At 62.6% G+C, this 12,853-nt stretch carries 12 protein-coding genes and 1 tRNA gene; 8 read left to right on the forward strand and 5 right to left on the reverse strand.

The window, feature by feature from the left end:
* Positions 1 to 70: 70 nt before the first annotated feature.
* Positions 71 to 946 carry an ATP-binding protein gene (locus NKI35_RS10665; RefSeq protein WP_023688224.1) on the reverse strand — a complete coding sequence of 292 codons (876 nt, stop codon included), beginning with the start codon at positions 944 to 946 and terminating at the stop codon, positions 71 to 73.
* Positions 947 to 1,217: 271 nt separating this feature from the next.
* On the opposite strand from NKI35_RS10665, the gene yajC reads away from it, so the two are divergent.
* The 5 genes from yajC to NKI35_RS10690 all read left to right on the forward strand — a co-directional run bounded on the left by yajC (position 1,218) and on the right by NKI35_RS10690 (position 6,630).
* A complete protein-coding gene (yajC, locus tag NKI35_RS10670) occupies positions 1,218 to 1,565 on the forward strand; it encodes a preprotein translocase subunit YajC (RefSeq protein ID WP_023667680.1) in 348 nt (115 codons plus the stop codon).
* 54 nt (positions 1,566 to 1,619) lie between these two features.
* Positions 1,620 to 2,615, forward strand: a complete 996-nt coding sequence (locus tag NKI35_RS10675; protein WP_023688225.1) for a SecDF P1 head subdomain-containing protein — start codon at positions 1,620 to 1,622, stop codon at positions 2,613 to 2,615.
* A 217-nt stretch (positions 2,616 to 2,832) separates the two neighbouring features.
* The gene (gene secDF / locus NKI35_RS10680; protein WP_023705998.1) at positions 2,833 to 5,385 is read left to right on the forward strand and encodes a protein translocase subunit SecDF; all 2,553 of its coding nucleotides are present in this window, start codon (positions 2,833 to 2,835) and stop codon (positions 5,383 to 5,385) included.
* Positions 5,386 to 5,396: 11 nt separating this feature from the next.
* Positions 5,397 to 5,786 (forward strand): Mth938-like domain-containing protein, encoded by a 390-nt coding sequence (locus tag NKI35_RS10685; protein ID WP_023667676.1) that lies wholly within the window; start codon positions 5,397 to 5,399, stop codon positions 5,784 to 5,786.
* Between the two features lie 25 nt (positions 5,787 to 5,811).
* A complete protein-coding gene (locus tag NKI35_RS10690; RefSeq protein WP_023739010.1) occupies positions 5,812 to 6,630 on the forward strand; it encodes a phytoene/squalene synthase family protein in 819 nt (272 codons plus the stop codon).
* 36 nt (positions 6,631 to 6,666) lie between these two features.
* On the opposite strand, the gene trmFO is transcribed toward NKI35_RS10690, so the two are convergent.
* The 3 genes from trmFO to NKI35_RS10705 all read right to left on the reverse strand — a co-directional run bounded on the left by trmFO (position 6,667) and on the right by NKI35_RS10705 (position 8,906).
* A complete protein-coding gene (gene trmFO, locus NKI35_RS10695) occupies positions 6,667 to 8,079 on the reverse strand; it encodes a methylenetetrahydrofolate--tRNA-(uracil(54)-C(5))-methyltransferase (FADH(2)-oxidizing) TrmFO (RefSeq protein WP_023818118.1) in 1,413 nt (470 codons plus the stop codon).
* Positions 8,080 to 8,570: 491 nt separating this feature from the next.
* Positions 8,571 to 8,714, reverse strand: a complete 144-nt coding sequence (locus NKI35_RS10700) for a DUF1127 domain-containing protein (protein WP_023667673.1) — start codon at positions 8,712 to 8,714, stop codon at positions 8,571 to 8,573.
* Between the two features lie 51 nt (positions 8,715 to 8,765).
* Entirely contained in the window at positions 8,766 to 8,906 is a 141-nt protein-coding gene (locus NKI35_RS10705) for a DUF1127 domain-containing protein (protein ID WP_006335194.1), read from the reverse strand.
* A 235-nt stretch (positions 8,907 to 9,141) separates the two neighbouring features.
* On the opposite strand from NKI35_RS10705, the gene NKI35_RS10710 reads away from it, so the two are divergent.
* The 3 genes from NKI35_RS10710 to NKI35_RS10720 all read left to right on the forward strand — a co-directional run bounded on the left by NKI35_RS10710 (position 9,142) and on the right by NKI35_RS10720 (position 12,356).
* Positions 9,142 to 10,254, forward strand: a complete 1,113-nt coding sequence (locus NKI35_RS10710; protein ID WP_023667672.1) for a DUF2157 domain-containing protein — start codon at positions 9,142 to 9,144, stop codon at positions 10,252 to 10,254.
* Complete coding sequence (locus NKI35_RS10715; protein ID WP_023697610.1) at positions 10,251 to 10,832, forward strand: GDYXXLXY domain-containing protein; 582 nt, start codon at positions 10,251 to 10,253, stop codon at positions 10,830 to 10,832. The genes NKI35_RS10710 and NKI35_RS10715 overlap by 4 nt, the downstream gene beginning before the upstream one ends.
* 75 nt (positions 10,833 to 10,907) lie before the next feature.
* Complete coding sequence (locus NKI35_RS10720) at positions 10,908 to 12,356, forward strand: aromatic amino acid lyase (RefSeq protein ID WP_031193117.1); 1,449 nt, start codon at positions 10,908 to 10,910, stop codon at positions 12,354 to 12,356.
* A 101-nt stretch (positions 12,357 to 12,457) separates the two neighbouring features.
* On the opposite strand, the gene NKI35_RS10725 is transcribed toward NKI35_RS10720, so the two are convergent.
* Positions 12,458 to 12,542, reverse strand: a tRNA-Leu gene (locus NKI35_RS10725).
* Positions 12,543 to 12,853 lie beyond the last annotated feature (311 nt).

A 12,853-nucleotide genomic window follows, 5' to 3' on the forward strand; every position in this document is an offset into this window, starting at 1 on the left:
TCCAGTCCGGCCCGCCGGCTCAGCCCGCTCCGCAAGGGGCGGGCTTTTTCAGTGACCTGACGCAAATCAATCAGTCGTTCAGCGGCTTGCCGAGCCGGCCGGCCAGATCCTGGGTGAACTGCCAGGCGACGCGGCCCGAGCGGCTGCCGCGCGTCGTTGCCCATTCCAGCGCCTCGGCGCGCAGCTGCTCCGGGTCGATAGTGAGCCCGTGATGGCTGGCATAGCTGTTGACCATGTCGAGATATTCGTCCTGCGAACATTTGTGGAAGCCGAGCCACAGGCCGAAACGGTCGGACAGCGAAACCTTTTCCTCGACCGCCTCGGACGGGTTGATGGCGGTCGAGCGCTCATTGTCGATCATGTCGCGCGGCAACAGGTGCCGGCGGTTCGACGTGGCGTAGAAGATGACATTGGCCGGGCGGCCCTCGACGCCGCCTTCAAGGGCTGCCTTCAGCGACTTGTAGGAGGTGTCGTCATGGTCGAAGGAGAGGTCGTCGCAAAACAGGATGAAGCGAAACGGCGCCGCCTTCAGCAGGCCCATCAACCTGGGCAGCGTGTCGATATCCTCGCGATGGATCTCGATCAGCTTGAGCGGCAGGTCGGATTTGGCCTGGGCGTTGATCTGCGCATGCACGGCCTTGACCAGCGAGGATTTGCCCATGCCGCGCGCACCCCACAACAACACATTGTTGGCGGCATGGCCGGCGGCGAAGCGTTCCGTGTTTTCGACCAGAATGTCGCGCACGCGGTCGACGCCGCGGATCAGGCCGATGTCGACGCGGTTGACCTTGCGCACCGGCTCGAGATAGCCGGGGTCGGCCTGCCAGACGAAGCAATCGGCAACCGCAAGATCGGTTTGCGGCACCGGCGGCGGGGCGAGGCGGGTGACCGCCTCGATCAGGCGGTCGAGCTTTTGGTTCAGGGCCTCGATGGTGCTGTCGGTCATGTGTCGTCTTTTATGTTTCCGCACGAACGTGCGTAGGGGCCGAAATCGTCTTGATCCGGGCGAGATAGAAACTGGTTCCAAGCTTTTGTTTGGGCATGATCTTTTGCGAAAACCACGCCCGTATTCCGGGAGCATGCTCTAACACGGGTCAACCGGCCGGAAAAGCAGCTGAAAGCCCGGCCGCGCAGTTGCATTGGTAACTTTACCCACTATATTCCGGCCAAATTTGGCGAGGCCGCCCTACGGCCTTCTTCGTAACCAGGAGTTCTTGATGTTCGTCACACCGGCATACGCCCAAGCTACCGGAACTCCGCTTGGTCCGTTCGGGGATATCGGCATGATACTCCCGTTCGTTCTGATCTTCGTGATCATGTATTTCCTCATCATCCGGCCGCAGCGCGCCCAGTTGAAGAAGCGCCAGGAGATGATCTCGGCCGTGCGCCGTGGCGACACGGTCATCACCGGCGGCGGCTTCGTCGGCAAGGTGACCAAGGTGATCGACGACAATGAGCTTGAGATCGACCTTGGCGGCGGCACCAAGGTGACGGCGCTGCGCTCGACGATCGCCGATGTTCGGGTCAAGGGCGAGCCGGTGGCCAACCAGAACGCCAAGAAGTAAGCCAGTTTCCCAAGCGGAGCGATCCGCGGGCAGAGCTCTGACAAAAGACGGCGTATGGTCCATTTTTCGCGCCTGAAAATGATCCTGATCTGGCTTGCTATGGCCACAATGCTCGTCGACGCGCCCAGTCTTCACGCTGCCGGCGCGGACGTGCTGCTTCGATTGGACGCGACCGATGTGATCGATCGCCGGTTGGAGGCGACGCGTGACGAAATCAGGACGCTGCTGCGCGATGCAAGGATCGGCTATACTGGTCTTGCTAAGTCGGGTCGGGCCGTTCAGGTGCATATCACCGACGCCGCTCAGGTCGGCGCGGCCAAGATGGCATTGGAGGCGGTGACTGATCCTGTCCTTGGCAGCGCTGGTCCGGTCCAGGAAGTGATCCTGGATGATACCGGAGCAGCGTTGCTCAAGTTCACGGTAACAGACACAGGTATCAAGTATCGGATGTCGATCGCGCTTGCGCAGTCGATCGTGGTCATTAAGAATCGCCTGCGTGATCTTGGTGTAGCCGACCCAGTAGTGCGGCCAGAGGGCGAAGACGGTATGCTGGTCCGGACCTCGGGCGTTGCGGATTTGCAAAGGCTGAGGAGAATTCTCACCCGAACCGGAATGCTGACTTTTCAGTGGGTTGATGAGTCGATGCCGGTCGCTGATGCGATCAATGGCCGGACGCCCGCTGGCTCGGTGGTGGTTTATTCGAAGGACGATCCACCGGTTCCCTATCTGGTTGAGAGCCGAACGATCGTTTCCAGTGACGACATTGTCAATGCTCAGGCGACTCCCAACTCCGTCACAAATGAGCCGGCGGTTTCGTTCACCTTCGATTCCAGGGCAACGGCACGCGTTGCGCAGGCGACCTCGCAGAATGTCGGCAAGCTATTTGCGATGATCCTCGACAACCAAGTGCTTTCGGTGCCAGTCGTCCGCGAGCCAATTCTTAACGGCCGCGGCCAGATATCGGGCAACCTTACAAAGGAGAACGCCGATGATCTGGCCTTGCTTTTGCGTTCCGGACCGATGCCTGCACAATTGAAAATAGTCGAGTAGCGCACGATAGCGCCCGGCGGTGATCAGAATTAGAATGGAACCGACAGAGGCGATTGACGCCGAAACCGCTGCCGGCGGCAGCGCCAAATTGACCTCAGCGCGCTCGACAATCGGCGAAGTGCGGGTTAAGGGCGAGCCGGTGGCAAATAAGAACGCCAAGAAATAACCGAATTGTCGGCGGAACGATCCGCCAGTACGCCCTGACGGACAACGCCATATGCTGTATTTTTCGCGCCTGAAGATGATCCTGATCTGGATCGCCGTGGCCGTCACATTCATCCTTGCCGCGCCAAATCTCTTCCCGGCCAGCACATTGGCGCAATTGCCCAACTGGGTGCCGAAGCGGCAGATGACGCTTGGTCTCGATCTGCAGGGCGGTTCGCACATCCTCTTGCAGATGGACCAGAACGACCTGGTCAAGGCGCAGCTGGAAACGACGCGCGACGAGATCCGCACGCTGCTGCGCGATGCCAAGGTGGGCTATACCGGCCTTGGCGGCACCGGCAGGACCGTACAAGTGCGCATCACCGATCCAACCCAGATCGATGCCGCCAAGGCGGCGCTTAAGCCGCTGACCGATCCGGTCGCCGCCGGCCTGTTCACCGGTGGCTCCATCCAGGAGATGTCCCTGGATGATTCCGAAGCCGGGCTGCTCAAATTCACCGTCACCGACGCCGGCATCAAATACCGCACCTCGGCCGCATTGGCGCAGTCGATCGAAGTCGTCGAGCGTCGCGTCAACGAACTCGGCACCACCGAGCCGATCGTGCAGCGGCAGGGCGACGACCGTGTACTCGTCCAGGTGCCGGGCCTGCAGGATCCGCAAAGGCTGAAGGAGATCATCGGCCAGACCGCCAAGATGACCTTCCAGATGGTCGATACCTCGATGTCGGTGCAGGATGCGCTCAACGGCCGCCCGCCGGCAGGCTCCTCGGTGCTTTATTCGCAGGACGATCCGCCGGTTCCGTATCTGGTGGAAAATCGCGTCATCGTGTCCGGCGAAGATCTTGCCAAGGCGACGGCAACCTATGATTCCCGAAACAACGAGCCGGTGGTTTCGTTCGTCTTCAACTCGCGCGGTGCGACACGGTTCGGCCAGGCGACCCAGCAGAATGTCGGCAAGCCGTTCGCCATCATCCTCGACAATCAGGTGATTTCGGCGCCGGTGATCCGCGAACCGATCCTCGGCGGCAGCGGCCAGATTTCAGGCAATTTCACCGCCGAAAGCGCCAACGACCTCGCCGTGCTGCTGCGCGCCGGCGCGCTGCCGGCAAAGCTGACCGTGATCGAAGAACGCACCGTCGGCCCAGGCCTCGGCCAGGATTCGATCCATGCCGGCAAGGTCGCCGGCATCATCGGCTCCATTCTCGTCGTCGCCTTCATGTTCGTCGCGTACGGACTTCTCGGCTTCCTCGCCAACATTGCGCTCGCCGTGCACGTGGCGATGATCGTCGGGGTTTTGTCGCTGCTTGGCGCGACGCTGACCTTGCCCGGCATTGCCGGTATCGTGCTGACCATCGGCATGGCGGTCGATTCCAACGTGCTGATCTATGAGCGCATCCGCGAGGAGCGACGGGCCGGCCGTTCGGTCATCCAGTCGATCGACACCGGCTTCACCAAGGCGTTGGCGACCATCGTGGATTCCAACGTGACGTCGCTGATTGCCACGGTCGTGCTGTTCTATCTCGGCACCGGACCGGTGAAGGGCTTCGCCATCACCTATGCCATCGGCATCCTGACCACGGTGTTCACCGCCTTCACCTTCACCCGTCTGCTGGTGTCGATCTGGCTGCGCCGCGCGCGTCCGAAGGAATTGCCGCGTGCGCCGGTGACCTTCGTTCCGGCCGGCACGAAAATCCCGTTCATGGGCATCCGCCGCTGGACCTTCGCACTGTCCAGCCTGCTGTCTGTCCTCTCGGTCGTGCTGTTCATGACCGTCGACATCAATTACGGCATCGACTTCAAGGGCGGCTCGATCATCGAGGTGCAGTCCAAGCAAGGCGACGCCGATATTGGCGATATCAGAAGCCGGCTGTCGGAGCTAAACATCGGTGAAGTGCAGGTCCAGCAATTCGGCGCGCCGAACGACGTGCTGATCCGCGTCGGCACCCAGGATGGCGGCGAGAACGCCGAGCAGACCGTCATCGACAAGGTGCGCGGCGAGCTCCAGGACAATTACGATTTTCGCCGCGTCGAGGTGGTGGGTCCCACCGTTTCGGGCGAGTTGGCCAAGCAAGGCACGATCGCCATGATCATCGCGCTGATCGGCATCCTGGTCTATGTCTGGTTCCGCTTCGAATGGCAGTTCGCGGTCGGCGCGATCGTGGCGACGGTGCACGATGTGGTGATGACGCTGGGCTTCTTCGTCATCACCGGGCTCGAATTCAACCAGTCTTCGCTGGCTGCGATCCTGACCATTATCGGCTATTCGCTCAACGACACGATCGTCGTCTATGACCGTGTTCGAGAAGATTTGCGAAAATACAAACGAATGCCGCTGCCGCAATTGTTGAACAACGCCATCAACGAGACGCTTTCGAGAACGACGCTGACTTCGGTGACGACCATCCTGGCGCTGCTGGCGCTGGTGTTGTTCGGCGGCGAGGTGATCCGCTCGTTCACCATGGCGATGCTGTTCGGCGTCGTCTTCGGCACCTATTCGTCGATCTTCATCGCAGCGCCCTTGCTGATCCTGTTCAGGCTCAGGCCGCAGGGAGCGAGCGCCGATGAGGAGAAGCCGGTTGGTGGCGGCAAGGCCATGGCGACCTGACGGCTGCGCTGGTGGCAAAAGGCATCGTCATACGCGAGGCGCATTTCCCCGGACGGGCGCCGATCGAAGCCTACGGCAATGGCGGCTTCCGCTTCGCCGACATGTCGCATCGCGGCTCGCTTCTTTGCCTGCCCTCCGGCATCCATGGCTGGGAGCCGGCCGATCCGCTGGCCCTGACGGCGGCGGACTTTGACCTGCTGCTGGCCGAGGCCGACAAGGTCGAGATCCTGCTGGTCGGCACAGGCAAGGATTTGCGGCCCTTGCCGGCAGCACTTCGGGCGGCGCTGAAGGCGGCTGGCATTGGCTCCGACCCGATGTCGACGGGGGCAGCGGTGCGGACCTACAATGTGCTGCTTGCCGAAGACCGCGCCGTGGCCGCGGCGCTCATCGCCGTCGACTGACGTGACCGATACAGCTGACATCGTCATGGAGGCGGTGCGCGCCGGCGACCATGACCGCTATGTCAGCGCACTCTATGCACCGGCCGACAAGCGCGCGGCGCTGTTTTCGCTTTACGCCTTCAATGCCGAGATCGCGTCTGTCCGCGACCGCATCCACGAGGCATTGCCGGGCGAAGTGAGGCTGCAATGGTGGCGCGATGTCATCGCTGCTGAAGCCGCAGCCACAGGCAACCCGCTCGCCGATGCGCTGAAGGCGACGATTTCTGCCCATGGCCTGCCCAAAACTGCCTTCGACAACATGCTCGAGGCCCGCATCTTCGACCTCTATGACGATCCGATGCCGTCGCGCACCGATCTCGAGGGCTATTGCGGCGAGACGGCGGCCGCGCTGATCCAGCTGGCGGCGATGGTGCTCGATCCCAATCAGGCGCCGCGCTTTGCCGAACTGGCGGGCAGGGCCGGCTGCGCCCAGGCGATGACCGGCCTGTTGCTGCTGTTGCCGCTGCATCGCCGACGCGGGCAATGCTTCGTGCCGGCGGATATCCTTGCAGCGGCCGGCTCGTCGCCGGAGGAGTTCGTAAGCGGCGACGGCGGCCCCGGCGCTCAGCGCGCGGTGGCTGCGATGATTGCATTGGCGCAGGAGCATCTCCGCGCTTTCGAGCAAGGGGCGTCCGCACTTCCGGAAACGCTGCGTCCGGCGTTCCTGCCGCTGGCGCTGACCAGCGCCTATCTCGGCAAGATGGCCAATGGCCGCTCGCCGCTTGGTGGCGCAGCCCGGCTTTCGGCTCTGCGCCGGCATTGGCTGTTGCTCAGGCGCGCAACGCGGGGTTGGCCAGCGAGTTGACGTAAACGTCAATCGCGTTAGGACTCTGAGACTTGGCTATTCAGCAGCTTCCGATGTTTGCGCCGGCAGCCCTAGCCACTCCCGACAATCTGCCCGCGCGCGTGAGGTGATCGCGTGGCGCTTGGCCACCGTCTTGTCCTTGCCGCGCAGGCGTTTGCCTTCGGTCTTCGGTGCTTCCACCGGCGGGAACAGGCCGAAATTGACGTTCATCGGCTGGAACGAGCGTTTGCCCGGCTCGTCGTCGGAAACGATGTGGCCGCCGGTGATGTGGTTGAGCAAGGCGCCGAAGGCGGTGGTGAGCGGTGGCAGCGATGGCGCGTGGCCGAGCCGCTCGGCGGCGGCGAAGCGGCCGGCGAGCAGGCCGATCGCCGCGCTCTCGACATAGCCCTCGCAGCCGGTGATCTGGCCGGCAAAGCGCAGGCCCGGCCGCGACTTCAGCTGCAGCGAGGCGTCGAGCAAGGTCGGCGAATTGATGTAGGTGTTGCGGTGCAGGCCGCCGAGACGGGCGAACTCGGCGTTTTCCAGGCCCGGAATGGTGCGGAAGACGCGCACCTGCTCGGCATGCTTCAGCTTGGTCTGGAAACCGACCATGTTGTAGAGCGTTCCCAGCGCATTGTCCTGGCGCAGCTGCACCACGGCATAGGCTTTTACCGTCGGATTGTGGGCATTGGTCAGCCCCATCGGCTTCATCGGCCCGTAGCGCAGCGTCTCGACGCCGCGCTCGGCCATGATTTCGATCGGCAGGCAGCCGTCGAAATAGGGCGTGCCTTCCCACTGCTTGAATTCGGTCTTCTGGCCGTCGACCAGCGCCTGTACGAAGGCGAGATACTGGTCCTTGTCCATCGGGCAATTGATGTAGTCCTTGCCGGTGCCGCCGGGCCCAACCTTGTCGTAGCGCGACTGGAACCAGCAGGTGTCCATGTCGATCGTGTCGAAATGGATGATCGGGGCGATGGCGTCGAAGAAGGCCAGCGCGTCGGCGCCGGTTGCCTCGGCGATCGACTGGGCGAGCGACGGCGCGGTCAACGGGCCGGTGGCGATGATCGCCTGGTCCCATTCCGCCGGCGGCAAGCCCGGCACTTCCTCCCGCTCGATGGTGATCAGCGGGTGCGTTTCGAGCCTTTTCGTCACCGCGTCGGAGAAGCCGTCGCGATCGACGGCCAGCGCGCCGCCGGCCGGCACCTGATTGGCGTCGCCGGCGCTCATGATCAGCGAGCCGGCCAGTCGCATTTCGGCATGCAGCAGGCCGACGGCATTGTTCTCGGCATCGTCGGAGCGGAAGGAATTGGAACAGACGAGTTCGGCCAGCCCATCGGTCTTGTGCGCATCGGTGCCGCGCACCGGGCGCATCTCATGCAAAATGACGGGAACGCCGGCTTGTGCTGCCTGCCATGCGGCTTCGGAGCCGGCGAGGCCGCCGCCGACGATGTGGATAGGATTTTTGCTCATGAGCGCCGGAATAATCGCTTGGCGCGCCGTTTGCAATTGGCCGGTGCGAGCGTGGGTCATTGTCGTGCAACGACGGAGCTCGACTTTCTTATGTCCGCGGCGACGCTCTGATGGCGGCGTAAAGCGCCTCGATCGACTGCATGCGCAATTGAAAAGCCTGCCCAAAAACAACAACACCCGCCGCGGGAGGAGGTGCGGCGGGTGTCGTTTTTGGGGCCGATCCTCGGGAGGAGGTGGGGATCGGCCGTATTCGTCATCGCCGGGGAGGAGGTCGGCTTTGACGAAATTCTTTTCGCCGGATCGAGGGAGGCGAAATCCCTGGAAGGCGAACTGCGTTCACTTTGGAGACGAACTGCGTTCGGTTTGGAAACAGCGCCCGCCGCGGGAGGAGGTGCGGCGGGCGCCGTTTTGGTGGTCAACCCTCGGGAGGAGGTGAAGGCTGACCGTATCCGTCAGGGTCGGGGAGGAGGTCGACCCTGGCGAAATTCTGGTTAGATCGTCGCCCTGCGGGCGATGATCTTGATCTCGTCGCGGACGATGCCGAGATCATGGAGCTGACGGTTCGAAAGGCGACCCAGCTCGGTAACGGTGTCGCGGTAAACGCGCCAGTTACGATAGTTGCGGATCAGGTTCATTGTCGTTCTCTTTTTCAAAACTGGTTCGGACCATTTGCGATCCGAAGAGGATTAGACCGCCTTGCGGGCGACGTAGTGGATGTCGCTGCGGCTGATGCCGAGGTCGGTCAGTTCACGGTTCGACAGGCGGCTCAGCTCGGAGACGGTGTCCCGGTAGCGGCGCCAGTTGCGGTAGTTGCGGATCAGGTTCATGGTAGTGCTCGTTTCGTCTTTCTTCGGATCATTCCGTTTGTGTACGAACAGTAAATAGGCTGGGTTATATCGATTTAAAAGTGCTGTTGGCGCATGGCAGCAATGCAAATTGTGCAATGCAACATTAACGCGCGTTCACGGCTTCGTCATGAAGAAACCCGAATCGGAAAATGACGTTGCGTCAACGATTTGAGCGGATCGGCTGTCAGAAAGACCAAGCTGGGGGAGAAGCGGCATGGCGAGTTATTCGTCACGGGCGAGGGCCGATATCGGGCGGTGGCTGCAGGCTGGCCTGATCGACGCGAAGACGGCCGATGCGCTTAAGCGCGACATCGACGCAAACGAGCGCAAATCGCTGAGCTTCGGCACTATATTGGCCATGATGGCAGCGCTGCTGTTCGGCGCCGCGATCCTGCTCTTCGTCGCCGCCAACTGGGACGCGATCCCGCGGCTGGTGCGGGTCGCGGCGCTGTTTGCCGTCATTCTCGCCGGCTATGTCGGCGGCGCGGTGTTGAAGATGCGCGACCATGCGGCGATCGGCGAGGCGCTGTGGATCGTGGCCGCCGCGGCCTTCGGCGGATCGATCGCGCTGATCGGCCAGATGTACCATCTCACGGGTGACGAAGCCTCGGCCATCGTCACCTGGGGCATCGGCACGGCATTAGCCGCGGTGGCGTTGCGCTCGAACCCGCTGACGGTCGCTGCCGTCGGCATATCCGTTGCCTGGCTGTTCGTGCGCGCGTTCGACTTTTATGACCGCCCCGTATTTCCGGATTTCTTCGTTATCATGGCGCCGGTGCTTTTTGTCGTCTCGTTGTGGACGCGCAGCCAGCCGGCACGCCACCTGATCATTCTCTCGGTCATTTTCTATATCGCGGTGCGCGGCCTGGACCAGAACACGCTCGCCCTGGCTATTCCTCTCGTCGTGGTGTCGGCGCTGCTGTTTGCGGTTTCGATCTTCGCCGCTGGGCCGGCCGACCGGATCTTGCAGCTCGGCGGGCGGTTGCCTTTGCACGCCTTGATCGGCTTTCTCACCGGGCTGGCGATGATGCAGATCGAACTGGGCGATGACAACGCCTTCAGCAACGGCTTTGCCATTGCGTCGGTCATCGCACTGGCCGGCATTGCCGCGGCGATCATGCTGGGCGGGCGCGAGAGCAGGGGGCTGCGCTGGGTTGCCTATGCCGGCTTTGCCTTCGAGCTCGCCATTATCTATGTCGTGACCTTGCAGACGATGCTCGGCACGGCCGGCTTCTTCCTGGCTGCCGCAGTGCTGTTCGGCATCCTGGCTCTCGTCATCATCCGTGTGGAAAAACGCATGAAGGCCCCGGAAGGAGCGGCAGCATGATGTCGGGAAAGAAACTTGTCATCTCGGCGCTGGTCCTGGCGCTCGTCCAGATCGGCTTCCTGAGCTGGATCATCGCCGGCCGCGCGGCGATCCTGCGCAACGGCAAGGAGGTCTTGCTGAAAGTCGAGCCGGTCGATCCGCGCGATCTGCTGCGCGGCGACTATATTATCCTCGGCTATGAAATATCGCGCTTGCCGGTGAAGCTGATCGCCAACATCCCGGCCGGCCAGCTCGTGAGCGAGAACACGCCGATCGTGGTCCGGCTGAAGCCGGGTGCCGACGGCTATTGGCATGCGACCACGGCCTGGTTCGGCAAGGCTCCGACGCCGGCGACCGCCGACGAAGCCGATATTGTCGGCCAGGTCGCGCCGGGCTGGACGCTTGATCCTGAATCCACGATCGCACCGCAATACGGCATCGACCGCTTCTACCTACCTGAGGGCCAGGGCATGGCGATCCAGAACGACATGCGGGTGCGGCCATTCGGCGTGCGCATCGCGCTCGCCGCCAGTGGCCAGGCACAGATCAAGGCGCTGATGGACGGCGACAAGACATTGTTTGAGGAACCGCTCTACTAGAAGACATTACCCAGGGCATGGATTTCGGCAACGATCGATCGCTTCGCCCTCATGCAAACCAGACGGGCGAAGACAATGCCGATTACGGTGACGACGCGCGAAGATATCAATCTCGATGCCGTTTTGCGCGTCGCCTGGAGAAACGACACGGTCGAAATCGGCGACAAGGCCTTGCAACGCATTGCCGAATGCCGCGCCTCGTTCCTGAAACTCATTGAGTCCGATCCGCCGCCGGTCATCTACGGCGTCACCACCGCGATGGGCGAGCTGGCAAGCCGCAAGCTCGAACTTGACGAGCGCGACCGCCATGCGCGCATCAAGGCTTTTGCTGCCGCCACATCGTTCGGTGAGCCATTGCCTGAGCGCGTCGTAAGGGCGATCGTGTTGGCGCGGCTGACCAACTTTATCGAAGGCAATGCCGCGACCACGCCGCGCATCGCACGGGCGGTCGCGGCGATGCTCGACGGCGGCCCGATGCCGGTGGTGCCGTCGCAAGGGCAGGGTGGCGCCGGCGAGATCCTGGCGCTCTATCCGCTGTTTGCTGCGCTTACCGCCAGCCTTGAGCTTGAGGTGAAGGAGCGCGGTTCGCTGATCAACGGCTCGCCCTGCGCGGCGGCACTGGTGGCGGACGCAGCACTTGCCGCGCGTCGTCGCCTCGCCATGGCGCACAAGGTGTTCGCGCTGTCGATCGAAGCGTTTCGTGCGCCGCTCGAGCATTATGATGCAGCGCTCGACGGGCTCTGGGGCGACGAACACGAAGCGGCCGCCTTGCAAGGGTTGCGGCAGTTTCTGGTCGGCGCAGGGGATGGACGGCGCAATTATCAGGCGCCGGTCAGCTACCGCATCGTGCCACGTGTGCTCGGCCATGCGCATCGGGCGCTGGCCGGCGCCGAGCAGGCGGCGACCGTATCGCTGGCCTCGATCTCGGACAATCCAGTCTATATCCCGCCCGACGCGGCGCACCCGCTGGGGCGCTGCATCTCGACCGGCGGCTATCACAATGCCATGGCGACGCCGGCGCTCGACGATCTGGCGGCGATCTGGGCCGATCTCTGCCTGCTCTGCGACCGCCACGCCTCAAAGCTGCTGAACGGCAAGGTGTCGCTGCTGCCCGACCTGTTGATGACCGGGCGGCATTGGGCCGACAGCGACGGCCACGGCAATGTCGGCTATGTCCCGATGGCGATCACCGGTTATCTCGAACAAGCCAAGCTGGCGGCGCAGCGCACCTTCATTCCAGGCACCGAATCGGCCGGCGCCGGCCAGGATGACGTCGCCACGACCGCTTTCTTCGCCTGGACCAAGGAAGCGACCGCCGGCCGCTGCCTCGACGCGGCGATCGCGATGCTGGCCATGATCGCCTCGCAGGCCCTGTACGTCACTGAACGCGCCGCGCCGCCGGCATTGCAGGATTTTGTCGCGGATATCAGGAAGATCGTGCCGCCGGTCGAGGATGACCGCGTGCTGGGACCGGAGCTGGCAAAGCTGGCCGAGTGGTTCACCGGCAAGGTGTTTGAAGTGTAGGCCGTCGCCGCCAGTCCTGCTGCGCCAAGGCTTCGGAGGACACCTTTCGCTCTAACAAGCTCTCAGGTGGCCTGCCACCCGAAGCCCGATAGAGTGAAGGGTGGTGCGGATGAAGGGACTCGAACCCCCACGCCTTTCGGCACTGGAACCTAAATCCAGGGCGTCTACCAGTTCCGCCACATCCGCATTTGTCGGCAATCCCATGTAGCCATCATTCTGTCAATGTCGGGGCGAAAATGTCTGCCGTTGGGGCGGTCATTCGCTGCAACGCGAAGATGGTTGAAAATTGGCCTCGCCTGTGACAAAAGGCGTGTCAAATGTGACGGGACGTGCCGATCCGCTTCTGCAGAATGTGATAAGAAGTAGGAAAAACAAGAACTTATTCACATCTTGGAACGCAGTTTGGAACAATTTGAGCCGTAATTTCGGTCAAATCGCCAGGTTCCGTACCAAAAGCCATTCCCGGCAAGATTGTACCGGCAGGCTGTGAACGGCAA

The sequence above is a fragment of the Mesorhizobium sp. M0676 genome (assembly GCF_040320535.1).
Lineage (GTDB): Bacteria > Pseudomonadota > Alphaproteobacteria > Rhizobiales > Rhizobiaceae > Mesorhizobium.

Bases quoted from the DNA above. Each gene is read 5' to 3' on its own strand.
- NKI35_RS10665 (WP_023688224.1), bottom strand. From the start codon at position 946: ATGACCGACAGCACCATCGAGGCCCTGAACCAAAAGCTCGACCGCCTG.
- yajC (WP_023667680.1), top strand. From the start codon at position 1,218: ATGTTCGTCACACCGGCATACGCCCAAGCTACCGGAACTCCGCTTGGT.
- NKI35_RS10675 (WP_023688225.1), top strand. From the start codon at position 1,620: ATGGTCCATTTTTCGCGCCTGAAAATGATCCTGATCTGGCTTGCTATG.
- secDF (WP_023705998.1), top strand. From the start codon at position 2,833: ATGCTGTATTTTTCGCGCCTGAAGATGATCCTGATCTGGATCGCCGTG.
- NKI35_RS10690 (WP_023739010.1), top strand. From the start codon at position 5,812: ATGGAGGCGGTGCGCGCCGGCGACCATGACCGCTATGTCAGCGCACTC.
- trmFO (WP_023818118.1), bottom strand. From the start codon at position 8,079: ATGAGCAAAAATCCTATCCACATCGTCGGCGGCGGCCTCGCCGGCTCC.
- NKI35_RS10700 (WP_023667673.1), bottom strand. From the start codon at position 8,714: ATGAACCTGATCCGCAACTATCGTAACTGGCGCGTTTACCGCGACACC.
- NKI35_RS10705 (WP_006335194.1), bottom strand. From the start codon at position 8,906: ATGAACCTGATCCGCAACTACCGCAACTGGCGCCGCTACCGGGACACC.
- NKI35_RS10710 (WP_023667672.1), top strand. From the start codon at position 9,142: ATGGCGAGTTATTCGTCACGGGCGAGGGCCGATATCGGGCGGTGGCTG.
- NKI35_RS10715 (WP_023697610.1), top strand. From the start codon at position 10,251: ATGATGTCGGGAAAGAAACTTGTCATCTCGGCGCTGGTCCTGGCGCTC.
- NKI35_RS10720 (WP_031193117.1), top strand. From the start codon at position 10,908: ATGCCGATTACGGTGACGACGCGCGAAGATATCAATCTCGATGCCGTT.